This is a genomic window from Ruegeria sp. HKCCA4633, assembly GCF_013034605.1.
In the GTDB taxonomy this organism is placed as follows: Bacteria; Pseudomonadota; Alphaproteobacteria; order Rhodobacterales; family Rhodobacteraceae; genus Ruegeria.
Map to the genome: position 1 here is coordinate 111289 of NZ_WQGJ01000003.1, position 25838 is coordinate 137126.

Annotated in this window: 26 protein-coding genes; 20 read left to right on the forward strand and 6 right to left on the reverse strand. The window is 57.4% G+C overall.

Annotated elements, in window-relative coordinates; all coding sequences use genetic code 11:
• Window positions 1–8 precede the first annotated feature (8 nt).
• From GOV85_RS09920 to selD, 7 genes are read left to right on the forward strand one after another with little or no spacing between them, the layout of a single operon-like run.
• Window positions 9–2879 carry a monovalent cation/H+ antiporter subunit A gene (locus GOV85_RS09920; protein ID WP_171177522.1) on the forward strand — a complete coding sequence of 957 codons (2871 nt, stop codon included), beginning with the start codon at window positions 9–11 and terminating at the stop codon, window positions 2877–2879.
• The gene (locus GOV85_RS09925; RefSeq protein ID WP_170751150.1) at window positions 2879–3238 is read left to right on the forward strand and encodes a Na+/H+ antiporter subunit C; all 360 of its coding nucleotides are present in this window, start codon (window positions 2879–2881) and stop codon (window positions 3236–3238) included. Before GOV85_RS09920 ends, GOV85_RS09925 begins: the two co-directional genes overlap by 1 nt.
• Window positions 3235–4779, forward strand: coding sequence for a monovalent cation/H+ antiporter subunit D (locus tag GOV85_RS09930; RefSeq protein ID WP_171177524.1), 1545 nt, complete (start codon window positions 3235–3237; stop codon window positions 4777–4779). The genes GOV85_RS09925 and GOV85_RS09930 overlap by 4 nt, the downstream gene beginning before the upstream one ends.
• Window positions 4779–5276: a Na+/H+ antiporter subunit E gene (locus GOV85_RS09935; protein WP_171178079.1), complete on the forward strand. Its 498-nt coding sequence runs from the start codon at window positions 4779–4781 to the stop codon at window positions 5274–5276. Before GOV85_RS09930 ends, GOV85_RS09935 begins: the two co-directional genes overlap by 1 nt.
• Complete coding sequence (locus GOV85_RS09940) at window positions 5273–5542, forward strand: K+/H+ antiporter subunit F (protein ID WP_170459173.1); 270 nt, start codon at window positions 5273–5275, stop codon at window positions 5540–5542. The genes GOV85_RS09935 and GOV85_RS09940 overlap by 4 nt, the downstream gene beginning before the upstream one ends.
• A gap of 7 nt (window positions 5543–5549) precedes the next feature.
• Complete coding sequence (locus GOV85_RS09945; RefSeq protein WP_171177527.1) at window positions 5550–5936, forward strand: Na+/H+ antiporter subunit G; 387 nt, start codon at window positions 5550–5552, stop codon at window positions 5934–5936.
• A 5-nt stretch (window positions 5937–5941) separates the two neighbouring features.
• Window positions 5942–8101 carry a selenide, water dikinase SelD gene (gene selD / locus GOV85_RS09950; RefSeq protein ID WP_171177529.1) on the forward strand — a complete coding sequence of 720 codons (2160 nt, stop codon included), beginning with the start codon at window positions 5942–5944 and terminating at the stop codon, window positions 8099–8101.
• Here selD and mnmH read toward each other — a convergent pair.
• The gene (mnmH, locus tag GOV85_RS09955; protein ID WP_171177531.1) at window positions 8092–9144 is read right to left on the reverse strand and encodes a tRNA 2-selenouridine(34) synthase MnmH; all 1053 of its coding nucleotides are present in this window, start codon (window positions 9142–9144) and stop codon (window positions 8092–8094) included. The two genes, selD and mnmH, sit on opposite strands and share 10 nt — an antisense overlap.
• Before the next feature lie 47 nt (window positions 9145–9191).
• Window positions 9192–9857: an SOS response-associated peptidase gene (locus GOV85_RS09960; RefSeq protein ID WP_171178081.1), complete on the reverse strand. Its 666-nt coding sequence runs from the start codon at window positions 9855–9857 to the stop codon at window positions 9192–9194.
• 54 nt (window positions 9858–9911) lie between these two features.
• Between GOV85_RS09960 and GOV85_RS09965 the strand changes: the two genes are divergently transcribed.
• Complete coding sequence (locus GOV85_RS09965; protein ID WP_171177533.1) at window positions 9912–11564, forward strand: tetratricopeptide repeat-containing sulfotransferase family protein; 1653 nt, start codon at window positions 9912–9914, stop codon at window positions 11562–11564.
• 63 nt (window positions 11565–11627) lie between these two features.
• Here the strand turns inward: GOV85_RS09965 and GOV85_RS09970 are convergent, their stop codons facing one another.
• Window positions 11628–13211, reverse strand: coding sequence for a bifunctional UDP-sugar hydrolase/5'-nucleotidase (locus GOV85_RS09970; RefSeq protein WP_171177535.1), 1584 nt, complete (start codon window positions 13209–13211; stop codon window positions 11628–11630).
• A 107-nt stretch (window positions 13212–13318) separates the two neighbouring features.
• Between GOV85_RS09970 and GOV85_RS09975 the strand changes: the two genes are divergently transcribed.
• Genes GOV85_RS09975 through arsC form a run of 4 tightly spaced genes read left to right on the forward strand, consistent with a single transcriptional unit; the run spans window position 13319 to window position 15478 of the window.
• Window positions 13319–13657, forward strand: coding sequence for a DUF952 domain-containing protein (locus GOV85_RS09975; RefSeq protein WP_171177537.1), 339 nt, complete (start codon window positions 13319–13321; stop codon window positions 13655–13657).
• Window positions 13654–14085, forward strand: a complete 432-nt coding sequence (locus GOV85_RS09980; protein ID WP_171177539.1) for a DUF1330 domain-containing protein — start codon at window positions 13654–13656, stop codon at window positions 14083–14085. Before GOV85_RS09975 ends, GOV85_RS09980 begins: the two co-directional genes overlap by 4 nt.
• Window positions 14082–15140: a quinone-dependent dihydroorotate dehydrogenase gene (locus GOV85_RS09985; protein ID WP_171177541.1), complete on the forward strand. Its 1059-nt coding sequence runs from the start codon at window positions 14082–14084 to the stop codon at window positions 15138–15140. Before GOV85_RS09980 ends, GOV85_RS09985 begins: the two co-directional genes overlap by 4 nt.
• Window positions 15137–15478 (forward strand): arsenate reductase (glutaredoxin), encoded by a 342-nt coding sequence (gene arsC / locus GOV85_RS09990; RefSeq protein WP_171177544.1) that lies wholly within the window; start codon window positions 15137–15139, stop codon window positions 15476–15478. Before GOV85_RS09985 ends, arsC begins: the two co-directional genes overlap by 4 nt.
• Here arsC and GOV85_RS09995 read toward each other — a convergent pair.
• From GOV85_RS09995 to GOV85_RS10005, 3 genes are read right to left on the reverse strand one after another with little or no spacing between them, the layout of a single operon-like run.
• On the reverse strand, window positions 15475–16791 hold the full coding sequence (locus GOV85_RS09995; RefSeq protein ID WP_171177547.1) for an MATE family efflux transporter: 1317 nt from the start codon (window positions 16789–16791) through the stop codon (window positions 15475–15477). The two genes, arsC and GOV85_RS09995, sit on opposite strands and share 4 nt — an antisense overlap.
• Window positions 16792–16793: 2 nt before the next feature.
• Window positions 16794–17312, reverse strand: a complete 519-nt coding sequence (locus tag GOV85_RS10000; protein ID WP_171177549.1) for a PaaI family thioesterase — start codon at window positions 17310–17312, stop codon at window positions 16794–16796.
• 1 nt (window position 17313) lies between these two features.
• The gene (locus GOV85_RS10005; protein WP_171177551.1) at window positions 17314–17733 is read right to left on the reverse strand and encodes a PaaI family thioesterase; all 420 of its coding nucleotides are present in this window, start codon (window positions 17731–17733) and stop codon (window positions 17314–17316) included.
• A gap of 115 nt (window positions 17734–17848) precedes the next feature.
• Here GOV85_RS10005 and GOV85_RS10010 point away from each other — a divergent pair, with 115 nt between their 5' ends.
• From GOV85_RS10010 to GOV85_RS10045, 8 genes are all read left to right on the forward strand, one after another.
• Entirely contained in the window at window positions 17849–18217 is a 369-nt protein-coding gene (locus GOV85_RS10010; protein WP_171177553.1) for a MerR family DNA-binding transcriptional regulator, read from the forward strand.
• A gap of 269 nt (window positions 18218–18486) precedes the next feature.
• Window positions 18487–18888 carry a MerR family DNA-binding transcriptional regulator gene (locus GOV85_RS10015; RefSeq protein ID WP_171177555.1) on the forward strand — a complete coding sequence of 134 codons (402 nt, stop codon included), beginning with the start codon at window positions 18487–18489 and terminating at the stop codon, window positions 18886–18888.
• Window positions 18889–18930: 42 nt separating this feature from the next.
• Window positions 18931–20712 (forward strand): acyl-CoA dehydrogenase C-terminal domain-containing protein, encoded by a 1782-nt coding sequence (locus GOV85_RS10020; protein WP_171177557.1) that lies wholly within the window; start codon window positions 18931–18933, stop codon window positions 20710–20712.
• Between the two features lie 53 nt (window positions 20713–20765).
• The gene (locus GOV85_RS10025; RefSeq protein ID WP_171091078.1) at window positions 20766–20978 is read left to right on the forward strand and encodes a hypothetical protein; all 213 of its coding nucleotides are present in this window, start codon (window positions 20766–20768) and stop codon (window positions 20976–20978) included.
• 313 nt (window positions 20979–21291) lie between these two features.
• Window positions 21292–21930 (forward strand): glutathione S-transferase family protein, encoded by a 639-nt coding sequence (locus GOV85_RS10030; RefSeq protein WP_171177559.1) that lies wholly within the window; start codon window positions 21292–21294, stop codon window positions 21928–21930.
• An 11-nt stretch (window positions 21931–21941) separates the two neighbouring features.
• Window positions 21942–23153 (forward strand): acetyl-CoA C-acetyltransferase, encoded by a 1212-nt coding sequence (locus tag GOV85_RS10035; RefSeq protein ID WP_171177562.1) that lies wholly within the window; start codon window positions 21942–21944, stop codon window positions 23151–23153.
• Window positions 23153–23641 carry a cupin domain-containing protein gene (locus GOV85_RS10040; RefSeq protein ID WP_171177563.1) on the forward strand — a complete coding sequence of 163 codons (489 nt, stop codon included), beginning with the start codon at window positions 23153–23155 and terminating at the stop codon, window positions 23639–23641. The genes GOV85_RS10035 and GOV85_RS10040 overlap by 1 nt, the downstream gene beginning before the upstream one ends.
• A complete protein-coding gene (locus GOV85_RS10045; RefSeq protein WP_171177566.1) occupies window positions 23634–25835 on the forward strand; it encodes a 3-hydroxyacyl-CoA dehydrogenase NAD-binding domain-containing protein in 2202 nt (733 codons plus the stop codon). Before GOV85_RS10040 ends, GOV85_RS10045 begins: the two co-directional genes overlap by 8 nt.
• The last annotated feature ends 3 nt before the right edge of the window (window positions 25836–25838 follow it).

A 25838-nucleotide genomic window follows, 5' to 3' on the forward strand; every position in this document is an offset into this window, starting at 1 on the left:
TATCGCACTTGTCCCTATTCCTTATCGCGGCCCTTCCTTTCCTTGGTGCTGTATTCCCTGCTCTGCTGATCCGAGCAGGCAGAAACGCGGCAGCATCCGCTGCGGCGTTAACCACGTTTCTTGCCCTAATGGGTTTGCTGATCCACATCCCATCGGTCATGCGCGGAGACGTCGTGACCGCCCGCTTCGATTGGATTCCCGGTCTTGGCCTGAATGCCAACTTCATGTTGGACGGGTTGGGCTTTCTGTTCGCCCTACTGATATTGGGTATCGGTCTGCTGATCATCCTTTACGCGCGGTTCTACCTGTCGCGCGAAGATCCGATGGGGCAGTTCTACACTTATCTGCTATTGTTTCAGGGTGCTATGGTCGGGATTGTTCTGTCAGACAACATCCTGCTTTTGCTTATTTTCTGGGAACTTACATCGCTCAGCTCGTTCCTGCTGATCGGTTATTGGAAGCACCTGCCCGAAGGCCGTCAAGGTGCGCGGATGGCGCTGGCCGTCACCGGAGGCGGCGGGTTGGCAATGATCGCCGGGATGCTGATCCTGGGAAACATCGTGGGCTCATATGACCTGAGTGTCATTCTACAGAACAAAGAGCTGATCCAAGCTTCGCCCTACTACCTTCCCGCACTGATCCTGATCCTGCTGGGCGCTTTCACCAAATCGGCGCAGTTCCCTTTCCATTTCTGGCTACCGCACGCGATGGCGGCACCGACACCCGTATCTGCTTATCTGCACTCGGCCACCATGGTGAAGGCCGGTCTGTTCCTAATGGCGCGGATGTGGCCGGTTTTGGCCGGGACGGATGCGTGGTTCTATATCGTGGCCACTACCGGTCTGGTGACGATGTTGCTGGGCGCGGTGATTGCGCTGTTCAAGGATGACCTGAAAGCGCTGCTGGCGTTTTCGACTGTGTCGCATCTGGGCCTGATCACCATGTTGCTGGGTTTCGGCACGAAATTCGCAGCCGTGGCAGCGGTGTTCCACATCATCAACCACGCGACCTTCAAGGCAGCGCTGTTTATGACAGCTGGGATTGTCGATCATGAGACCGGAACACGCGACGTCAAGCGGTTGGGCGGTTTGCGTCATTTGATGCCGATCACCTTCACAATCGGCACCATCGCCGCGCTTTCAATGGCTGGTTTGCCACCCCTGAACGGCTTCTTGTCGAAAGAGATGATGCTGGAAGAAACCGTGCACACCACATGGCTGAACTCAGCCTATCTGGTGCCGGGCCTGGCCTTGCTCGCATCTCTGTTTTCCGCAGCTTATTCCTTCCGTTTCGTGAGCCACGTGTTCCTTGGCCCGCAGCGCGACGATTACCCTGCACATCCGCATGATCCGCCGGTTGGGCTTTGGATTGCCCCCGCTTTCCTTGTCGTGCTGGTCGTTCTGATCGGTCTCTATTCAGCCGCCATTGTCGGTCCGTTGGTCGCCGTGGTGTCCAGCGCTGTGATCGGTGGGGAAAAGCTGCCATACTATTCGCTTAAACTGTGGCACGGCTTTGTGCCCGCGCTGTACATGTCGATCGTAGCAACGCTGGGCGGTCTGTTCCTGCTGTCGATGCACAAACGCGGAGAGCAGCTTTGGAATGCCCTGCCACGCCCTGAAGCCAAGGTGATATTCGAAACCATCATCCACGCCTTCACGCGCCTCAGCCAATGGGTTACGGATGAGCTGCACAACGGTGTCCTCAGCCGTTATGCGATCATCTTCATCGCCTTTACGGTCGGGCTGGGCTACTACGCCTATTCGACCGGTACCATTGGGGTTGAAACCCGCGTTCCACTGCCTGCGCAAATCATCCCGATCGTCGGCTGGCTCTGTCTGGTCGGCGCGACGCTGGGCATCATGTGGTTCCACCGCAACCGCCTGCTCTCGCTTGTTCTGATTGGCGTTGTGGGCCTGATCGTGTCAGTCGCCTTCAACTATCTATCCGCGCCGGACTTGGCGCTGACGCAAATCTCGGTTGAAGTTGTAACCATGATCCTGCTTCTGCTGTCGCTGAACTTTCTGCCCACGGAAACGCCGTGGGACAGTTCAGCCGCACGGCGGTGGCGAGACGCTGCGATTTCTGTCGTCGCGGGCATCGGGACCGGCGCACTGATCTACGCGATCATGCTGCGGGATTTCGCGTTCCCAACGATCTCGGACTTCCATTTGGCGAACTCCTACAAAGGTGGTGGCGGCACGAACGTCGTGAACGTCATTCTGGTCGACTTCCGGGGCTTTGATACCTTTGGCGAGATCATCGTACTGGGCATCGCGGCGCTGATCATCTTTGCCCTGACCGAAGCGGTTCTGGGTACAAATGTGCGCGGCTATTTGCTGAACCGCAAACCGCACTGGCCTCAATCTGGGGACTCACATCCGCTGATGATGGTTGTGGTCACTCGCGTCATGATGCCAATCGCATTGATGGTGGGCGCCTACATCTTCTTCCGCGGACATAACCAACCCGGGGGTGGCTTCATCGCGGGCTTGATTGTCGCGATTGCGTTCCTGATGCAGTACATGGCCAGCGGTTACACCTGGGCCATCGAACGGCAAAGGTTCTACTATCACGGAACCATCGGCTGGGGCGTGCTGATAGCTGCGGCGACCGGATTGGGGGCCTGGTTCAACGAACGCCCCTTCCTGACCAGCGATTTTGGCTACATCAACTGGCCGCCGCTGGAAGAGTTCGAGTGGGCCACGGCCATGCTGTTTGACGTGGGCGTCTTTCTCGCCGTTCTTGGGGCGGTGATGCTCGCGCTGGACAGCCTGTCACGCTTTGCCTGGCGGCCGGGCATGGCACAGGAATTCCCAATGGATATCAACCCGCTGCGGGATTCCTCTGAAGATGAAGACAAAGAGAAGGAGCAGGCCTGATGGAAGCGCTCGTAGCCTCTGCCGTAGGCATTATGACCGCCGCCGGGATTTTCCTGATCCTGCGTCGTCGGACATTCCCGGTCATTCTGGGCCTGTCACTCATCACCTATGCTGTGAACGTGTTCTTGTTTGCCACCGGGCGACTCGCGCTGAATGCGCCTGCCGTTCTGAACAAATACGAAGACGTGCCCTATACCGACCCGCTGCCACAGGCGCTGGTGCTGACGGCCATCGTGATTTCTTTTGGAATGACAGCCGTAATCGTGATGATCGCGCTCTCGGCTTATTTGTCCTCGAAGGATGACCATATCGACATGAGCCCACAGGACAGCGTAGACGCGCCGGGAGAAGACGCATGAACCACTGGATCGTTGCGCCGATCGTCCTTCCCGCGATCCTGGCCCCGTTTATCATCATGGTCCTGCGCTATCATCTGGACCTGCAGCGTATCTTCTCGGTCTCGGGCGTTATTGCCCTGCTTGGCATAGCGCTGACCATTACCGCGCAAGCTTCGGGCGGTGAAATTCTGGTCTACGAGCTTGGCAACTGGCCAGCGCCATTCGGCATCGTCATGGTGCTGGACAGGCTGTCGGCCATGATGGTTCTGCTAACGGCACTGCTAGCCCTGCCGATTGTGCTTTATGCCATCGCGTCGGGCTGGGATGAGCGCGGCAAACATTTCCACGCGCTGTTCCATTTCCAGCTTATGGGCGTCTGCGGAGCTTTCCTGACAGGCGATGCGTTCAACCTGTTCGTTTTCTTCGAGGTCCTTCTAATCGCCTCTTACGGTTTGATGACCCATGGAGGCGGTTCGGTCCGGTTAAAATCCGGCGTGCAATATGTTGCGTACAACCTCTTGGGTTCGACCCTGTTCCTGTTTGCCTTGGGGACAATCTATGGCGTCACCGGTACGCTGAACATGGCAGATATCGCTGTGCGCGTTGCCGAAATCCCCGCCGAGGACACCGCCCTTTTGCGGGTTGGCGCGGTGCTTCTGCTTTTGGTGTTCTGTATCAAGGCCGCCGTTTTGCCGCTGCATTTCTGGCTTCCAGCCAGCTACGCCAATGCGCCATTACCCGTGGCTGCCCTATTTGCCATCATGACCAAAGTTGGTGCTTACTCGATCATTCGCATGTATACGCTGGCCTTCGGACCCGAGGTCGAAGCGACGCAAGGTTTGGTGGGCGATTGGCTGCAACCCGCAGCGCTTGTGACTTTGGCCGTTGGGGCCATCGGAATTTTGGGATCGCAACACATAGCTCGCATGGTTGCGTTTTGCGCCATCGCCTCGATGGGGACCTTGCTGATCGCGATCTCACAATTCACGCCAGATGCGACGGCTGCAGCACTCTATTATGTGTTCCACTCGACCTTGGCGACTGCGCTGTTGTTCCTTGTTGCTGATCTGGTGATGGAGCGTCGCGGCGGGGCAATTGCACCAACAACGCCCATGCCGCAAAGCGGCCTGATCTCGGCCCTGTTCTTTGTCGGGGCCATCGCGATGGCAGGTATGCCGCCACTTTCAGGCTTCATCGGCAAGTTGCTGGTATTGGACGCGTCGCGGGATGCATCGGACGCAACTGCGGTCTGGGCTGTTATTCTGATCGGATCTTTTGTCACCATTGTTGGGCTGGCGCGCGCGGGCACATTGATCTTCTGGAAAAGCCACGACACGCAGGTGGTTACCGTAGAAGACCCTGTCGATGGTGAAGAGGTACCCGCACCGGTTGCCCCGGAACCGCAACCGGGCCTTGCTATCACAGCCGTGTTTGGGTTGGTGGCAGGTCTGATCCTTCTGACCCTGTTTGCGGGCCCTGCATTGGAATACACAAGCAAAACGGCAGGCCAGTTGTTTGCGCCTGAAAACTACATCTCTGCCGTATTGGGAGGGGAAGAATGATGAAACTGCTGCGCCGGATTTTTCCGCACCCTCATCTGACTTTCTTGCTGACATTCGTGTGGGTTTTGCTGGCCAATAATGGATCGTTGAATTCGTTGGTTTTTGGCCTGATCCTGGGGATCATCATCCCCTTCATAACGCAGCCCTATTGGCCGGATCGCCCCAAACTGCGTAATTGGCGGATGGTGGCAGAGTATATACTGGTCGTGCTTTGGGACATTGTGGTTGCAAACGTGACCGTTGCCCGGATCATCCTGTTCAAGCGGGATGCCGACCGCCAACCCAACTGGATCTGCGTCCCGCTGGAACTGCGCACCCCCGAGGCGATTACCGTGTTGGCCGGAACAATCACCATGACCCCCGGCACGGTCAGCTGCGATCTGTCGGCACAAGGGCATAACCTGCTGGTCCATTGCCTTGACGCCCCCGACCCCGAGGCGGTTCGCGATCAGATCAAACAACGCTATGAACGCCGCCTGAAGGAGATTTTCGAATGATCGAATACGCCATCTACTTCGCCTTCGCCTGTTTTGGCGCCGCAATCATGATGTGCCTGTGGCGGATCATCACCGCTGACGGCGTCGGCACGCGCGTTCTGGCGCTGGATACGATGGTGATCAACACCATTGCCCTGATGATCCTTTATGGTCTGGATCAAGGTACCGAGATCTTTTTCGAGGCCGCCATGATCATTGCCATGCTGGGTTTTGTTTCAACCGTGGCCTATGCGCGCTTCATGCTGCGCGGCAACATCATCGAGTGAGGGCGACATGACATTTCTCGTCGAATTGCTGATCGCCGTCTTCTTGATCATGTCGGGTATCTTCGGGTTTGTCGGCTCGTTTGGGATGATCAAACTGAAAGATCCAATGTCGCGCCTGCACGCGCCGACCAAGGCGACAACGTTGGGAGTGGGCGGCGTCTTGCTGGCTTCAATAGCGCATTCGGTGCTGCTGGAGGGTAAACTGTCCATGCACGAGCTGCTGATCACGCTGTTTCTGTTCCTGACCGCTCCGATCACGGCCCTGTTCATTGCCAAATGGCACATTCACCGTCATGAAAAGCCCGAAGGTCTGCCGGATGCCGGTGAGGATGAGCTTTGGGCCACCCACGCGGTCGAGCAGGTCGAAGACGTCCCGGACCATAGCGCGAACTAATTCCTATGCATTCACCTCCGCTGCCCCTGACCCGCGATTTGGTTCTTGTTGGCGGAGGTCATACCCACGCGCTGCTTTTGCGAAAATGGGGGATGACTCCTCTTGCAGGTGCGCGGGTCACTGTAATAAATCCAGGCCCTACTGCTCCTTATTCCGGTATGTTGCCGGGATATGTCGCCGGGCACTACGACCGATGGGAATTGGACATCGATCTGGTAAAACTGGCGCGCTTTGCAGATGCGCGGGTCATACTGGGTGCCGTCGAAGGGATCGATACTGATAGCCATCAGGTGCATGTTTCCGGGCACCCGCCAGTCGGGTTCGATGTGGCTTCGGTCAATGTTGGGATCACCTCGGACATGCCCGCTCTGCCGGGCTTTGCCGAACATGCCATTCCAGCCAAACCTCTGGGCCGATTTGCCGCGCGATGGGCTGACTATCTGAATCATGATGGCCCTGCGTCTGTCGCGGTGATCGGCGGGGGCGTTGCCGGGGCCGAATTGGTCATGGCCATGGCCCACGCTCTCAAAGCAAAGGGGCGCGCGGCGCGGATCACGCTGATCGACAATGCCTCAATCCTGGCGGCTACCAAACCCAAGGCGGAGGCCACGATCCGTCGCGCCATGCAGGATCTGGGTGTGAAAGTCATCGAAAACGCAGTGATTACCCGGATCGCCGCTGATCACGTCCAACTGCAGGACGGCCGCGCTATCCCCGCCCATTTCGTCACCGGAGCCGCCGGGGCGCGCCCATATGACTGGATCGCACGTACAGGGCTGGATCTGCAAGACGGGTACATCCGGGTGAACAGCTATCTTCAATCCAGCGATCCTGCTGTCTATGCCGCCGGGGATTGCGCTCATCTGTCAGAAAATCCGCGCCCCAAGGCAGGCGTTTACGCGGTGCGCGAAGCACCCGTTCTTTTCGACAATCTGCGTGCTGCACTAAGTGCGGGACGGATGCGCAGATATGTCCCGCAGAAGGATTACCTCAAACTGATCTCGTTGGGCGGCAAATCCGCGCTGGGTGAGCGTTTAGGTACATCCTTGAGCGGCCCGATCATGTGGAAATGGAAGAACCACATCGACCAAACTTTCATGAACAGGTTTCGAGACCTGCCGCAAATGAAGCTTTCTGCATTGCCACACGACCGGGCCTTCGGGCTGGATAAGGCGCTTGGGGAAAAACCCATGTGCGGAGGATGCGGCGCCAAGGTCGGGCGCGATGCGTTGCAGACAGCACTGAAATCCCAGCCCGCGCCTGACCGTTCAGACATCATCCCCCTGCCCGGAGACGATGCAGCCTTGCTACAAACAGGTGGCGTTCAGCAGGTCATGACATCAGATCACCTGCGGGCTTTCACCAATGATCCCGTCCTGATGGCGCGTATCGCTGCTGTTCACGCTTTGGGGGATATCTGGGCCATGGGGGCTGCACCTCAGGCCGCAACTGCGACGATCATCCTTCCTCGTATGTCTGCCAGTCTTCAGGGCCGCACCATGTCAGAAATCATGGCAGTGGCAGGCGACGTGATGAGAGAGGCCGGGGCTGAGATCGTGGGTGGCCACAGTTCCATGGGCGATGAGATGACCATCGGCTTTACCATAACCGGCCTGTGTGAAACGCCGCCCATCACTTTGTCGGGCGGGCAACCGGGAGACCGTTTGATCCTGACCAAGCCCTTGGGCAGCGGCGTTCTGATGGCTGCCGAAATGGCCGGTCTGGCAGATGGAGCCTGGGTCGCGGCCGCTTATCAGCACATGACCCAATCGCAAGGGAAAGCATCAAGAATACTGGCCAAGGCCCATGCGATGACCGACGTGACCGGGTTTGGTTTAGCCGGGCACCTGCACGGTATCTGCGACGCGTCAAACTGTGGTGCAGTACTTGATCTGAACGCGGTCGAGGTAATGGACGGCGCGTTGACTTTGACAGATCAGGGCGTGCGCTCGACCATCTTTGCCGACAACCGGGTGATTGCCATGGACCTGCCCGCCGAAGGCAAAGCCGCTTTGCTGTTTGATCCTCAGACGGCTGGTGGTTTGCTTGCCGCTGTCGATCCGTCAGTGGCCGATGCCCTGATCAAGGATTTGAAGGCCGCGGGTTATCCGGCTGTAATCATAGGCGAATTGACTGAAACACCGGGCCTGCGGCTTCAAAGTTGATCCAGCAGGCTTTCGATTTGGGACGCGGCCGCTGAAAGGCCGCCGTCGTCCAAGGACGCAATGTCGAGATTGGCCAGCACCTCAACCGACCGGGATTGCCGTGATTTGGTGTAGGCCGGGTCGTAGTGCTGTTCCATCAACGCCTGTGTCAGCGCGTGTTTTTCACCCGCATCGATCAGGCACATCCACCCGTCGACGACCTCGTGACCGCGATGAAAACGCAGCGGGGACAACCGATCCCGCAAACGATCACTGTCGGACAGGATATCGTCATAGGCCCTCACCAGATAAGCGGTCCGCGCTTCAATCGGCGCTGTGATTTGCACCCTGGGGGCCGCACACAACGCCGTCCAAAGGCTGGGCGGCAGGATCAGACTGCCGATTTTCGAAGACTCCGCCTCGACTACAACAGGACGCGCTGGATCTATTGCGCACAGCGCGCTGGACAATGCCGATTCAAACGCCTTTTGCGCAGGCTGTCCACCTGGCCTTTCCCCCAGCAAAGATCCCCTGTGATTGGCCAATGCCTCAAGGTCCAGAACCTGTACGCCGCGCCTTTGCAACAGAGCCAACAGATCCGTCTTGGCCGTTCCGGTATAGCCATCCAAGGCGATCAATCGATGCGGCAGAGGATCGTCGTACAAATACGCATTCACCAACCGGCGATAGGTGCGATAGCCGCCTTCGACCACATCAGCGCGCCAACCGATTTGCTGCAACATCCAGGTGAACGATCCGGAACGCTGGCCACCGCGCCAGCAATAGACCAAGGGGCGCCAACTGCCCTCGTGTTGGCTCAGGTGCTGTTCGATGTGATTGGCTGCATTGCGGAACACAAGCGCCGCCCCAAGTTTCCGTGCCAGAAAGGGGCTTTCCTGCACATAGATGGTCCCGACGCGCGCCCGTTCCTCATTATTCAGAACCGGCAAGTTGATCGCACCCGGCAAATGATCCTCGGCATACTCAGCCGGGCTGCGCACGTCGATAACCGTGTCAAAACCATGCGCGTAAAGTTGGGACAGATCGGGGAATTTCAAAGCCATACCAGAGGTCTAGCTTGCTGTGTTTCGAAAGGAAAGGCCACGCGCCCTCACCCGCCAAAAGGTTCATTCAGTTCAGGTCCGCTGGCCCGGTTCGAATTCACTGCCGGGTCGACGCGGTGAAAGGTCAGCACATCCTCGGCCCCCGGCTGCATCAATCGCGCGGCCCCTTTTCCCGCCTCGCCCAGCCATAATGGCCAATCTTCAGGCTCAAGGATCAAGGGCATCCGATGGTGTATGCCCTTGAGGCCTTCATTTGCACCTGTCGTCACGATCGCACAGGTGCCCTGTCGGCTTTCCTGAGGGCCCCAGTCCTGCCAAACCCCAGCAAAGGCAATCGGTGCCCCATCCTTGCGATGGATGTACCACGGCAAGCGGGTTCCCTGTTCGGTCTTGGTCCATTCATAGAACCCCGTAGCCACGATCAAACAACGGCGCGATCGGCAAGCGTCGCGAAAGGCTGGTTTGTCAGCCAAAGTCTCTGACCGGGCGTTGATCAACAATGGTCCGGCTGTTTCGGATTTGTACCAATGTGGCAAAAACCCCCAACGCAGCGCATCTAAATGACGACCGGTCTCGCCATTGCGCACCACATGTACCTGATTTGTCGGACAAACATTGTAATTTGGAACAGCCGGTAAGGCATTTGCAGGCCGGGCAGAAAACAGCTGTGCCATGGCGTCATTGGGAAGAGTTATTGCAAACCGTCCGCACATAGGTAATGAACCATCGATATATTCTTGATACAGGCGCAGGATCTTTCGGGTCACATGAAAAACCAAACCGCTCAAACCCTCAAGAGCAAAGCAATTTCCCTTTTGGAAACAGGCAAACTGCAACAGGCCTTGAAGAAAGCCCAGTTTGGGGTCAAGAAATTCCCCAAGGACTCGGATTTTCATGCAATCGCCGGTTTTGTTCTGACAGAGCTGAAGCAGTATAAGAAATCCATACCCCACTTTTTGGAAGCCTCGCGCAAGAAACCCGATGATCCGCAATTTGCCGAAAACCTGGCAAATGCCCTGATGCAAACGGGGCAAATCACGCGCGCACTGACATATGCCGAACAAAAGGTTGAACAGTTTCCCAACAACAAAGAGCTTCGCCGGGTCATTGACGAGATTCAGCGCGAAGGCCGAAACTGGCGTTCGATTGTAGAGTTCACAACGCATAGCCTTGCTTCGGACCCTGACAACCCGGAACTTCTTGCAAAAAGGGCGCGGGCTTATCTTCAGATGGGCTTTGTCGAGGAAAGCACGCGTGACATAGAACGCGCTTATGACTTGGCACCGGAAAACATCATGGTCGCTTTCCAAAAGTCGCTCAATCTGCATCATTCTGGCGACAAGGAAATGGCGTTCAGTATCTTAAACGACATCCTGAACACTCAACCCCATCACGCAAATGCTCTGCTGCAAGCGGCCACAATGGCGTCAAAAGAGAACGTGCCGCAATTGATGTCTGCGGTCGAGGCTGCGGCGGCTGAAAAAGATGAACCCCTGCAAGAGCTAGAATTTGCCAAGGCGCATCTTGTCCAAAAAACCGACGGTATCGCCGCGGCTTTGCCCCAGTTTGCAAAAGCAAATGCCGTACAACACGACGCGGTGCCTTATGACTTTGCAGCAGAAGAAGAAAAGCTGCACAAAATCATCGAGCTGTTCCCCGAAGGAACATCATCCTTTGAAGGTATCCAGTCCGAAGCGCCGCTGCCGATTTTTGTGATTGGACAGCCGCGATCCGGCACGACCCTGATGGAAATGATGCTGAGTTCGGCCCCCGACATCGCCGGGTGCGGTGAGTTGATGTTGATCCCGGAACTGACAAACAATTTCCACGCAACCGACAAGGTGTTTGACGCGGAAGCCGCAAAAGACATCGCGCGCTCGTATCGGGAAAACATGCCGAACATACCGGAAAACTCGATTGGGTTTGTCGATAAGCTGCCGCACAATTACCAGCGCGTTGGGTTTATTCTGGCCGCCTTCCCCAACGCCAAGATTGTCAACATGCTGCGCGATCCCAGAGACGTCGGTTTGTCGAAATGGATCAGACGTTTTCCCGCAGGCGGCATGAACTACGCCTCAAGTCTGGACGCCATTGCACATTCCGCCAATCTCTATCGCCGCTATATAGCGCACTGGGACACGGTGTTCGAAGGTCAGATCCTAACTTTGCCCTACGAAGAGTTGGTGGCAGATCCCAAAACCCACAGCCAGCGCGTGGCTGAATTTTGCGGAGTAGATTGGCACGAGTCGATGGTACACCCCGAGAAAAACACAAAACAGGTTCGCACGGCCAGTGTGGATCAAGTGCGAAGCAAGATCTCGACCAAGTCAATTGGCGGCTGGCGCGAAGTGGCCGATCACATAACGGCAATGCTGGACGGCTTTGACCCGAAACTCTGGCCGGAATACGATTTCAGCTGACACGCAGCGAAACAAAAAAAGCCGCATCACCTGGATGCGGCTTTTTTGTTTCAGACGGTAGATTTACTTCTGCTTGATACGCCCATCCAGATAAGGCTGATACGGCGCGTTTTCCGCCAGATATTCAGCTGTGACATCGGCCAGATCGGGGCCGAAATCATAGGCATTCTTGTCGTCGCCTTCGAACATCGAGTACCCGTCGCCGCCGTTGCGCACATAGTTATTGGTCACAACGAGGTAGGTCTTGTTCGGGTCAATCGGAACAAACCCATCACCTTCGGCCACCATGACCTCACTGATGCGGCCTTCGTTCGGGGCCATGCTTGGGTCCCAAGTGTAGCTCAGGCCCGCGACTTGCGGGAAGCGGCCTTTTACTTCTTCAACTTGGCTAACACCATTCTCCAGCGCATCAATGACGGTTTGACCGGTGATCTCAAAAGTGGACAACGTGTTCTGGAACGGCAGCACCGTCAGAACTTCACCCATGGTCACGTCGCCCTCATCGATCGAAGCGCGCAGGCCACCTGAATTGGCGATCGCAATCTGCGCACCCTGATCGGCGACACGGGCCAGCATCGCGTCGGCCACAAGGTTGCCCATTTCGCATTCCTGTACCCGACAGACCGACCTGTCGCCCTGAATCGCGGCGGCCGAGCTTGCAACAACGCGTTGCTTCATCTCTTCAATTGGCGCGCCCATTTCGGCCACGCGGGCCGCGATGCCTTCGTCAGGTGTGACTGAGGCGTCCAGCAGTATGGGCTCTCCTTCTGCGGCGATCAGATTGCCATCGTCATCAAAGGTCAGTGTGATTTCGCCCAGGTATTTGGAATAGGCATACGCCTGAACAACCGGCACATCGCCGACCATCGTCGGGTATGCCCCGGCGGCGCCTTCCTGTGTATTTGACAAAAGCGTGTGCGAATGGCCACCGACCACAATGTCAAGCCCCGGCACCTGTTCTGCAATTTCCAGATCCTTGGCCAGTCCCACATGGTTCAACGCGATGATGATATTGACGCCTTCATCCTGCAAAGCGGCCACATCCGCTTTCAGGCTTTCGATCTCGTCCTGAAACACGACATCTTTGCCGGGGCTTGACGTTTCGACCGTATCCGTAGCCAACGCCGAGATGATGCCCACTTTCTGTCCGCCGACATCAAGCACCACATGGTTTTCAACCTTGCCCTTCAGCTCGGCCGACGATGACAGGTCCAGATTGCCTGAAATCACCGGAAAGCTGACCGTTTCAATAAACGACGCCAACCCTTCCGGGCCGTCGTCAAATTCGTGGTTGCCCACGGCCATGACGTCATAGCCGATCGCTTCCATAAATTCGGCTTCTGCTGAACCTTTGTAGGTGGTGTAGAACAGCGATCCCTGGAACGGGTCCCCGGCGTCCAGCAGCAGAACATTCTGATCCGCCAGCGCATCACGGCGGGAATCAACGATCGTCTTGAGGCGCGCAACCCCGCCAAAACACTTACCTTCTGCTTCATCCTCAGCATCGCAGGTCGAGTCGTATTTGTTTATCGACTCGATGCGGCTATGAATGTCGTTGGTGTGCAGAATGGTTAGCTTGTATTCGGCCGCTGCCACGCCGGCAGTCAGGCCAAGAATTGCTGTAGACGCCAGAAATCGGGTCAACATACTGAATCTCCCTGTTTATATTTTCAGAGATCGTGCGCCTATGACGCCCAAGAGTCAAAGAGGAAATCCAGCTTGATTCCAAGCGCTGCGCGGGGCATCAGATCGATATGCTGATTTACAAAATTTTCCGGGCCGATGAATGGGCCGCCTTGCAAGACAAGGGCGCGACAGATGGCGCGCCAATTGATGTCACCGATGGCTTTGTCCATTTTTCAACGGCTGAACAAGCTGCTGAGACGGCGGCGAAACACTTCGCAGGTGTGGATGATCTGACGTTACTGGCCTGTAATGCCGACGCCATGGGCGAAGATCTGAAATGGGAAGTATCGCGCGGCGGTGCCCTGTTCCCGCATCTCTATCGCCAGATCCGGCTTAGCGACGTTGTCTGGTCACGCCTCCTGCCGTTTGACGGTGCTGTTCACCAGTTCCCCAAGGATATGGAATGACGTCCTTTATCGACCCGGAACGGGATCAGTTCGAGGCATTTAAGGCTCTGGACCGGAACCAGCCAATTGAAATGCTCAATCTGGTGAAATTCCGGGCCACAGCGCAGTATCCTGCTGCGCATGAATTGGCGGGCGCGGGGCTGACCGGGGCACAAGCCTATCAGAAATACGGCGCTGAAACTGGGCCGATTGTTGCACGTATCGGGGCAAGCATTTTGTGGCGTGGGGTGTTTGAAACAACTCTCATTGGGCCGTCGGATGAAACATGGGATGCCGTCTTTATCGCACGCTATCCGACAGCACACGCGTTCCTTGAAATGGTGACAGACCCGGTGTACCGGGCGGCGGTGATCCATCGTCAGGCTGCGGTCGAAACCTCGCGCCTGATCCGGTGCGGATCAGGGGAAAGCGGAAAGGCCTTCGGATGAAACTGATTGAAAAACTGGGGCTGAACGCTCTGCACCGCATGGACCCCGAAGCTGCTCATGGCATGTCGATCAAGGCGCTGAAATCCGGTCTAACGCCCGCGCCGGGGCCTGTGACAACACCGCGCCTGAAAACCAACTTGGCGGGTGTGGATCTGCCAAATCCGGTCGGCCTGGCCGCTGGTTTCGACAAGAACGGTGAGGTCCTCGCACCTCTGTCGCGCGCCGGGTTTGGCTTTATCGAGGTGGGCGCAGTCACGCCCCGTCCGCAGCTAGGAAACCCCAAACCACGCCTGTTTCGTCTGACCGAGGACAAGGCAGCCATCAACCGCTTTGGTTTCAACAACGAAGGCATGGAGGTGATGGCCAAACGGCTGGCAGAGCGCCCCAAAGACGCTGTGATCGGCCTGAACCTTGGGGCCAATAAAGACAGCGAAGACCGAGCAGGTGATTTTGCGAAAGTTCTGGCACATTGCGCGGCACATCTGGATTTCGCCACCGTAAACGTATCGTCACCGAACACGGAAAAACTGCGCGATTTGCAGGGCAAGGCCGCGCTGACCGCGCTGTTGAATGGTGTGATCGAAATACGCGATGCACTGCCCCGCCCGCTTCCGATCTTTCTGAAAATTGCGCCTGATCTGACCGAGCCTGAGTTGCAGGACATTGCTGAGGTTGCTCGCGAAACCCGCGTGGATGCGGTGATCGCCACCAACACCACCCTGTCGCGTGACGGGTTGCGTAGCGCGCATAAAGGTGAAGCCGGAGGATTGTCTGGCGCGCCTTTGTTCGAAAAATCCACCCGCGTGCTGGCAAAGCTGAGCCAGTTGACCGGTGGAGAAATCCCGCTGATCGGCGTCGGCGGCATCAGCAACGCAGAACAGGCTTACGCCAAGATCTGCGCCGGGGCGTCTGCTGTACAGTTCTATACCGCCATGGTTTACGGTGGGATCTCACTTGCTGCTGATATCGCGCATGGGCTAGATCAATTGCTGGCGCGTGATGGCTATGACAGCGTTGCCCAGGCCGTGGGCAGCAAACGAGAGGACTGGCTGTGATCGAATACTGGCATAACCCCCGCTGTTCCAAATCCCGCGCCGGACTGGCGCTTTTGGAAGAAAAGGGTGCGCAGATCACATTGCGAAAATACCTTGAAGATGTGCCCTCGGCCGATGCGTTGCGGGCCGCTCAGAAAGCACTGGGACTGCCTGTAATTGACATGGTGCGTACCGGCGAAAAGCGGTTCAAGGAATTGGGGCTGGCAAAAACCGCATCGGATGACGAGCTGATCCGCGCCATGGCCGAGAACCCCATTCTGATCGAACGGCCTCTGGCCATTGCCGCTGACAAAGCTGCCATCGGGCGTCCGCCGGAGAACCTGTTGGCTTTGCTTTAGGCCACTTGCGCTTCCAGCTTGGGATAGCGCCAGCCCATCGTCGCACCCCGCGCGATGTTCAGAACCATCAGTGCGGCCCAAAGGCCGTGATTGCCAAAGCTCGGTACCAGAACGAACAGAGCGACCACATAGATCGCTACGGATTGAATCATTGCGTTGCGCATGGCGCGGGTCCAAGTGGCACCAATGTAGATGCCATCAAACATCCAACTGGCCACACCGACAACTGGCGCTAACGCCGCCCAAAACAAGTAGTCACGGCTGGCCAAACGCACCTCGGGCGAGGTTGACATCAGATCAATCAGGGACGGGCCAGCCAGGAAGAACACAGCCCCCAGTAATATGGCTCCACCAAGCCCCCATTGCGATGCCATGATACTGGCGCGTCGCAGCTGGTGCCGATCCCGCGCACCGACTGCGCCACCGACCAAAGCCTCGGCCGAAAAGGCGAACCCGTCCAGGGCGAAGGCTGTGATCTCAAGGAATTGCAGAAGAACCTGATTGGCGGCCAGGTTCACGTCGCCCAGATCCGCGCCCACGAAAAGGAAGGTCGTAAACGAGCCCGTCAAAAGGACCGATCGGATCATGATGTCACCGTTGACCTGCATCATTCGGCGTAGGCGCGCAGCATCGAAAATCCTGGCCCGGTCGCGCCAGATTTTACCTTCGAATCCATCCCGACACAGCCAAAGGCCCAGCGCCAAACCAGTCCACTCTGCGATCAGGGTGGCCACAGCGACGCCCTCCACGCCCCATCCCAGCCCCAGAACAAACCACAGGTCCAGAACGATATTCAGCCCGTTCATCCAAATTTGCAGAACGAAAACGCCACGCGTCCGTTCAACCGCGATCAGCCATCCGGTCACGGCATACAAAGCAATGGTGGCCGGAGCACCCCAAATACGAATCTCGAGATAGGCGCGCGTCAATGCCTCAACTTCGGGGCTGGCAGGTGACAGGGCAAATGCCCCGGCAAAGACCGCTGCTTGCGCAAGAACAAAGAACACACCGGCCGCTGCACCCAACATCAAGCCCCGGATCAGCAAAGCACGGGTTTCCACTACGTCACCTGCCCCGCGCGCTTGGGCAGCCAAACCGGTCGTGCCCATGCGTAGAAAACCGAATATCCAATAGATCGAGGCCAGAATGACCGCACCCACACCCACGGCACCGATCGGTGCGGCCTGCCCCATTTGCCCCACAACGCCCGTATCGACCGCGCCAAGAATGGGCACGGTTGCGTTCGACAGAACAATCGGGACTGCGATCTTCAGCACCCGCCTATGCGTGATGGGCGCCGAGGCGTCCTGCATGGTCAGCCCTTATCTCTGGGAGGTTGAGGCATCAGGAAATGCCCGGACGCCTGCGCAAAAAGTTTTGCATGGTTGTCCTGCCAGGCTTCAACCCGGACCGAGGCATAGCGCCGACCGGATCGGCTGATAAAGGCCCGCGCATAGGCATCGCGTGGCAAGCCTGAGCGTAGGTAGTCAACGGTAAAGTCGATTGTCTTGGGAAAGCGAATGCTCTTGTCCGTCACGATGGCTTCGGCGTCTATCTCTCCGCTTTCTATGCTTGGGAACATGTGTTCCCAGCTAAGCGTGATGACGGCTGTCACTTCGAGAAACGCAGCTGTCACGCCGCCGTGAATCGCAGGCAGAAACGGATTGCCAATCAGCTTGTCATCAAAGTGCAGAACACCGGTCAATTCATCACCGCGTCGGTCGAAGCCGATGTTGAGAAAACGGATGTAAGGAACACCATCAACCAACGCGCGCAATGCCGCATCACGCCTTTGCTTGACCACCTGCACGGGTTCTGGACGCGGTCTTGCCATGTTACTTCCCCTCAACCGTGAAAGAGCCGGCCGCAGTCGCCACCGGTAAGTCCTTGTCGTTATCCACTGCAGTGGCCCGAACAAAGGCAACGTTCCGCGTGATGTGATAGCAGGTCGCGCTGGCGGTAATGGTCTGACCTGGCTTTGCCGCTCGCATGTAGTCGATCCGGAGGTCGATAGTTGCTGTCCCGCCGGGCGCGGAAGGGTGGCTCATGACAGCAGCGCCGCAGCATGTATCCAAGATGGTCGAGATCGCCCCACCATGGATCACGCCGGTGCGCGGATCTCCGATCAGGTCCTCGTTGTATGGCAGGGTAATCTCTGCCTCACCCTCGCCGATATGGGTCAGCGTCAGGTTCAAAGCCCGCGCATGAGGGATCGCCTCGATAAACTGGCGGGCTAAAACTGTCTTGTCGACCATCGTTATCTGTCCTGTTCTCTGCGCCCCCTTTATGAGCCGCTGCATCGGCAAAGGGCAAGCCCACCTGTTGCGCTTGGGATCGGGACCGCCTAGGTTGCTGGCGAGGAGATCAGGAATGTCCAACAATCGTTTGTCATTCAAAGAGATGTGTGCCGAGTTCGACGTAACGCCGCGCACCCTGCGCTATTACGAATACATCGAACTTTTGCAGCCGGACCGCGAAGGTCGGTCCCGCTTTTACGGTGCGCGGGAATGCGCCCGGATGAAGCTGATCATGCGTGGCCGTAAGTTTGGCTTCCCACTGGAAGAGATTCGCCAATGGCTGTTGATCTATGAAGATCAGGGCAACGCGGCGCAAATGGCCACATTTGTCGAAATGGCTGATCGTCAGATGAGCGAGCTTGAACAGCAGCGCCAGCAACTGGACGAAGCGATGGATGAGCTGAAGCGTCTGCGCGATCAGACGGCAAAGTCTCTGGAATAACCCCCCGTATTCTTAAGTCTGCTTCGCCAAGTCAGCGCGGCTCAGCACACCTCATGCGTGTGAGAACAACTTTCACACACGCAAAAGGCTGAGTTTTCGCGTGACCTTAGGGAAAGAAAATTTCATCAATCAGCGTTTACGCGTTCGGATGTTACGTCAACTTTGAAATGACGCAGCGTCTGAATTACGTAAACGTCACTCACGTGTTGTAAAGCGCAAAGCAACTGCGCAACTCATGTTTCATGACGCCAGTGACGAGAGTATGACGAATGACCGAAGATGTGATGACAATCAGCGAGATGTGCGAGACCTATGATGTCACACCACGCACATTGCGGTTTTACGAGGCCAAGGAACTTTTGTTCCCGATCCGCGAAGGCCAAAAACGTCTGTTCACCAAGCGTGACCGGGCGCGGCTGAAACTGATTCTACGCGGCAAACGCTTTGGCTTCAGCCTGGAAGAAATCCGCCAACTTCTGGATCTGTACCATGTGGGCGACCAGCAGGTCACTCAGATGACCCGCACCTATGAAATCGCGTTAGAACGCCTGGCCGACATGGAAGAACGCCGCCGCGAACTGACGCAAGCCATCGACGATCTGAAAGAGCAGTTGCGCTGGGGCGAGAAGGTTATCGCCTCGATGAAACAGGAAAAGAAGGCGGCCGAATAACCTCGACCCGCCATCCGGACATATGAATTAAGGGAGCTTCACATGCCCGTTTACAACGCGCCAACCAAAGACACGCAGTTCATCCTGCATGACGTTCTGAAAATCTCGCAGTCGGATGTGCCCGGCTATAACGAATTGGAAGCCGAATTTACCGGCGCGGTTCTGGAAGAGGCTGGCAAGGTTGCCACCAACGTACTGCATCCGCTGAATGTCGTGGGTGACACAGAAGGGTGCCGGTTGGAAAACGGTATTGTGTACACTCCTACCGGTTTCAAAGACGCCTTCGAGCAAATGAAGGAAGGTGGCTGGACTGGCCTCGACATGCCGGAAGAATATGGCGGCCAGAACATGCCTTATGTAATTGGCACCGCCGTCGGCGAGATGTTCTCAGGCTCCAACCAGGCATTCACCATGTATCAGGGCCTGACCCATGGCGCGGCCTCGGCCATCCTGGCGCACGGGACTGACGAACAGAAGAACAAGTACCTGCCAAACATGGTCAGCTGTGAATGGACCGGCACCATGAACCTGACCGAGCCGCATTGCGGCACCGATCTGGGCCTGATGCGCACCAAGGCCGAACCACAGGGCGATGGCAGCTACAAGATCTCGGGGCAGAAGATTTTCATCTCGTCCGGCGACCATGACATGGCCGACAACATCGTCCATCTGGTGCTGGCCAAGATTCCCGGCGGCCCCGAGGGCATCAAGGGCGTGTCGCTGTTTATCGTGCCAAAGTTCATTGTCAACGAAGACGGCACACCGGGTGAGCGTAACGGCGTCTCTGTCGGCAAGATCGAAGAGAAAATGGGCATCCACGGCAACTCGACCTGCGTCATGAACTATGACGAGGCCACCGGTTGGCTTTTGGGCGAAGAACACAAAGGCATGCGCGCCATGTTCACCATGATGAACGAAGCGCGTCTTGGTGTGGGGATGCAAGGTCTGGCACAGGCCGAGGCCGCGTACCAGAATGCTCTGGAGTACGCCAAGGACCGCCTGCAAGGTCGCGACGTAACCGGCGTGAAGAACCCGGACGGTCCTGCCGATCCGTTGATCGTACACCCTGACATCCGCCGTAACCTGATGGACCAGAAAAGCTTTACCGAAGGGGCGCGGGCGTTCATCCTGTGGGGCGCGACGATGCTCGACAAAGCGCACCGCGCGGGTGACAAGGACGCGGATGGTCTGATCTCGCTGCTGACCCCGGTCATCAAGGGTTTCCTGACGGATCAGGGCTATGACATGACCGTACAAGCTCAACAGGTCTATGGCGGCCATGGCTACATTGAAGAATGGGGCATGTCGCAATATACCCGCGACGCCCGTATCGCGATGATCTACGAAGGCGCGAATGGCGTTCAGGCGCTTGACCTTGTCGGCCGCAAACTAGCGCAGGATGGCGGCAAGCACGTCATGGCATTCTTTGAGATGGTCAAAACATTCTGCAAGGAAAACGGTGGCAAGGACGAAGCATATGACAAGGCCTTCATCGAACCGCTGAAAGCTGCATCCAAGGACCTGCAAGCCGCTGGCATGTACTTCATGCAGGAAGGTATGAAGAACCCGAACAACGCGCTGTCTGGTTCGTACGACTTCATGCACATGTTCGGTCATGTCTGCCTGGGCCTGATGTGGGCGCAAATGGCAAAAGCCGCACAGGATGCGCTGGACCGAGGTGCGTCGGACAAAGAGTTCTACGAAACCAAGATTAACACCGGCCGCTTCTACATGGCTCGACGCTTGCCTGCGACGGCGATGCACCTTGCGCGCATCCGGACAGGCGCGGACACGGTCATGGCACTGGACGCAGCGAATTTCTGATCTCAATCTTGGCTCAGGCAAAGCTGCCCAAGCCCGCACCCGGAGGAGAAAAGATGCCAAAACGCTTTCGCCTGACCCGCCGTTTTCCCGTCGCCATGACGGAAGACGGATATCGCAAACTCAAAGCCTTCGCGCGTGAGGCCGGTTTGGACGAAGGTGAAGCACTGTCTTTTCTGTTCGAAAATTTCAACAGCGTGATTGATGAGGAAAACCTGACCCATCGCTTGCGGATTTTCAACTCTGAACTTGAAGCGCGCAAGCGGTGACGTCGGAACGCCAAGTCTATGGCACACACAAGCCAACCGATCACTCCGCCTCCGGCGGCCGTATTTGGAACAAGAGGAAGATATGGATGCGCGTCCACCCCGCCATCCGGGAACTGATCTCACTAGGTGGCACTCAGCCGGGACGGCGGGGCTTCTCCTCGTACGGTCATCGGCTCGGCAGCCTGTACCGCAAGAGGACGAAACCGCATTAACCTTAAGAAACCGTTACGAGAAAAGTGTAAACCCGCCCTTCTTCTCGTTTCAAATACGGAACTACCGACCTATCCACAAACGCCACGGGAGGGGCGATTGAATGACCATAAAGCTGCATTGCTTCGGAGAAAGCGGAAATAGCTACAAGGCCGCACTCGCTCTTGAAATGTCCGGGTTGGACTGGGAACCGGTCTTTGTCGACTTTTTCAACGGTGCGACGCGCACCCCGGAGTTTCGCGCCGAAGTGAATGAGATGGGCGAAGCGCCTGTCCTGATCGACGGTGTTTTTCGGACCAGCCAGTCCGGCGCCATTCAGGCTTACGTGACCGAGAAGTCCGGTAAATTCGGTGGCAAGGATCGGGATGAGAACTACGACATCCTGCGCTGGGTTTTGTGGGACAACCACAAGCTCAGTTCAATGGCCGGGCTGACACGGTTCCTGATCAATTTCCTGCCCGAACAGCACCGGAACCCGGACGTAATTGCTTTTAACCAGGGGCGCCTGAAGACAGCTTACCAAGTTTTGAACGCCCATTTGGACGGTCGCGACTGGATCGTCGGTGACGGCGTGACGAACGCCGATCTCAGCTGCTGCGGCTACCTTTATTATCCCGAACCATTCGGCTTTGACCGTGCCGACTGGCCCCATATCGACGCCTGGCTGATCCGGTTATCCGAGCAGCCCGGCTGGAAACACCCCTATGACCTGATGCCCGGCAACCCGTCGGATCGAGCTTAAGGAGAAGACCCATGACCGAAGCTTATATTTATGACGCCTTGCGCACCCCGCGCGGCAAGGGCCGTAAGGATGGCAGCCTGCACGAGGTTACCACGGTGCGCCTTTCCGCCCTGACCCTGAACGCGATGAAAGAACGCAATAACCTTGAAGGCCACGCCGTCGAGGACGTGATCTGGGGCAACGTCACGCAAGTGATGGAACAAGGCGGCTGTTTGGCCCGCTCGGCGGTTCTGGCCTCGGACCTGGATCAGTCGATCCCAGGACTGGCGATCAACCGCTTCTGCGCCTCAGGCATGGAAGCCGTGAACCTGGCGGCAAACCAAGTCAAAGGCGGCGCTGGCGATGCTTATATCGCTGGCGGTGTTGAGATGATGGGCCGTGTGGCTATGGGCAGCGACGGCGCGGCGATTGCAGTTGATCCTTCGCTGGCAATGGAGACCTACTTCGTTCCGCAGGGTATTTCAGCGGATATTATCGCTACTGAGTATGGCTTTAGCCGCGACGACGCAGACGCGCTGGCCGTCGAATCGCAACGGCGTGCGGCAGAGGCCTGGGAAGACAACCGGTTTGAGAAATCCGTCATCAAGGTGACTGACCAGAACGGCCTGACCATTCTCGATCGCGACGAATACATGCGCCCCGGTACTGACATGCAGAGCCTCGGCGCGCTGAACCCGTCCTTCCAGATGATGGGCGAGCAGATGCCCGGCTTCGACAAGGTGGCGATGATCAAGTACCCGCATCTGGAACGGATCAACCACATCCACCACGCGGGCAACAGTTCGGGCATCGTGGACGGCGCGGCGGCTGTTCTGATCGGCAACAAAGAGTTCGGTGAAAAATACGGCCTCAAGCCGCGCGCCCGTATCAAGGCAACCGCCAAGATCGGCACCGATCCGACCATCATGCTGACCGGCCCGGTTCCGGTGACCGAAAAGATCCTGGCCGACAATGGCATGAAGATCGGCGATCTGGACCTGTTCGAAGTGAACGAAGCATTTGCCTCGGTCGTGCTGCGGTTCCAGCAGGCATTCGACGTCGATCCGGCCCTTGTGAACGTGAACGGCGGCTCGATCGCGATGGGTCACCCGTTGGGTGCAACCGGCGCGATGATCATCGGCACACTGCTGGATGAGCTTGAGCGTCAGGACAAGGAAACCGGTCTGGCCACGCTTTGTATCGCGTCCGGCATGGGTGCAGCAACGATTATCGAGCGGATCTGATGCCTAAGCTGGATCTCTCTCAGATCCCGTTCAAGGGTGGCTCGTCCTATCCTGGCAAGCTGGCTGAGGCGGTCGGAGGCCGTTTCAAAAAGGGCGTTGGAGATGCGGGTGGGCTGACCCAGTTCGGGGTCAACATCGTGCGGCTTGAGCCACAAGCTCTGTCCTCGCTGCGTCATTACCACATGGAGCAGGACGAGTTTGCCATCATGCTCAGCGGTACATGCGTGCTGATCGACGACGATGGTGAGCATGAGATGCAGCCCGGTGATTGCGCCGCCTGGCCCGCTGGTGAAACCAACGGCCATCACCTTGTGAACAAAACCGATGCGCCTGCGACCTTTCTGGTGGTGGGCACTCGGACCCCGACCGAGACCTGTTTTTACAGCGACTTAGACATGATGGTGAAGGATGATGAGAACGGATTCTCTTTCACCCGGAAAGACGGCAGCCCGCTGACGGCTGACCAGATTGGAGATGACAATGACTGATTTCACTCTGAGCAAAGACGCGGACGGCGTCGCCTTCGTAACCTGGGACGCCCTGGGCAAATCCATGAACGTGCTGACCCGCGAGGCGTTTCAGGAGGTCAGCCAGCTGATCGATCAGGCCCTGAACGATGATGAGATCAAGGGGATCGTCATCACTTCGGGCAAAGAGGGCTCGTTTGCAGGCGGCATGGACCTGAATACGCTGGCCACCATTCGCCAGGAGGCGGGTGAAGAACCGGCGCAAGCGCTGTTCGATTTCGTCATGGGTGGCCACCACATTCTGCGCAAGCTGGAATTGGCAGGTATGGACCCCAAGACCAAGAAGGGCGGCAAGCCTATTGCCTGCGCAATCAACGGCACATGCGCCGGGATCGGGACCGAGATCGCCCTTGCCTGCCATCACCGCGTGATGACCGACAACCCGAAATCCAAGATCGGTCTGCCCGAAATTCTGCTGGGTATCTTCCCAGGTGGCGGCGGGACAATGCGCTATAGCCGCATGGTTGGTGCGATGGCGGCGGCTCCCGTCCTGCTGGAAGGCAAGATGATGGACCCGAAGAAGGCTAAGGGTGCACAGCTGATCGACGCAGTTTCAGATGACCCGGTTGCTGCAGCCAGGGAATGGGTTCTGAACGCCAAGGATGCCGATTTGGTAAAGCCTTGGGACGCGAAAGGCTACAAGATGCCCGGCGGCGCACCTTACCACCCTGCTGGCTTCATGACCTTCGTGGGTGCAAGCGCGATGGTGAACGGCAAGACGCAGGGTGCGTTCCCGGCGGCCAAAGCTCTGCTGAGCTCGATCTATGAAGGCGCATTGGTTGACTTCGACACCGCCCTGAAGATCGAGGCGCGGTGGTTCACCAATGTCCTGATGAACCCGTCTTCGTCGGCCATGATCCGGTCGCTGTTCCTGAACAAGGAAGCGTTGGAGAAAGGCGCTGTGCGTCCCAAGGATGTACCAGATCAGCGCGTTAAAAAGGTCGGCGTTCTGGGCGCGGGCATGATGGGTGCCGGTATCGCTCTGGTTTCCGCCCAGGCCGGGATGGAGGTTGTTCTGATCGACCGTGATCAGGAAGCCGCCGACAAGGGCAAGGCGTACAGCCAAAGCTATATGGACAAGGGCATCAAGCGTGGTAAAGCCACGGCTGAGAAGAAAGAAGCCCTGCTGGCCCGCATCACCGCGACCCCCGATCTGGAACATCTGAACGGCTGCGATCTGATTATCGAAGCCGTGTTCGAAGACCCCGGTGTGAAAGCTGAGATGACCAAGAAGGTAGAGGCCATCATCCCCGAGGATTGCATCTTTGCCTCGAACACCTCGACGCTGCCGATCACGGATCTGGCGAAAGCCTCGGTGCGGCCCGAACAGTTCATCGGCATCCACTTCTTCTCGCCGGTTGAGAAGATGTTCCTGGTCGAAATCATCAAGGGCAAGGAAACCGGGGATCGCGCAGTGGCGAAGGCGCTGGATTATGTCCGTCAGATCCGCAAGACACCGATCGTGGTCAACGATGCGCGCTTCTTCTATGCCAACCGCTGCATCATCCCCTATATCAACGAAGGTGCGCGCATGATCACCGAGGGCGTCAGCCCTATCCTGATCGACAACGCCGCGCGTCAGCTTGGCTTCCCGGTCGGCCCGATCCAGCTGACCGATGAAACTTCGATTGATCTGGGTGCCAAGATTGCCCGCGCCACCAAGGCGGCCATGGGCGATGCCTATCCCGAAAGCCCCTCGGACGATCTGATCTTCTGGATGGAGGAACAGGGCCGACTGGGTCGCAAGGCCAATGCGGGTTTCTTTGACTATGACGACAAGGGCAAGCGCGTCGAATATTGGAAGGGTCTGCAAGACAAGTACCCGCTGGCCGCCGAGCAGCCTGACCTGATCGAAGTCCAGGAACGCCTGATGTTCGCGCAGGTGCTAGAAGCGGTGCGCGCGCTGGAAGAAGGCGTTCTGGAAGACATCCGTGAAGGTGACGTGGGCGCGATTCTGGGCTGGGGTTTTGCGCCTTGGTCCGGTGGCCCGCTCAGCTGGCTGGACATCATCGGCACGCCCTATGCGGCCGAGCGGTGCGATCAACTGGCCGCAACCTACGGCGAGCGCTTCACCTGCCCGCCGCTGCTGCGTGAAATGGCCGAAAAAGGTCAGAGCTTTTATGGCCGCTTCAATCCCGAAGCAAAAGCCGCTTGAAAC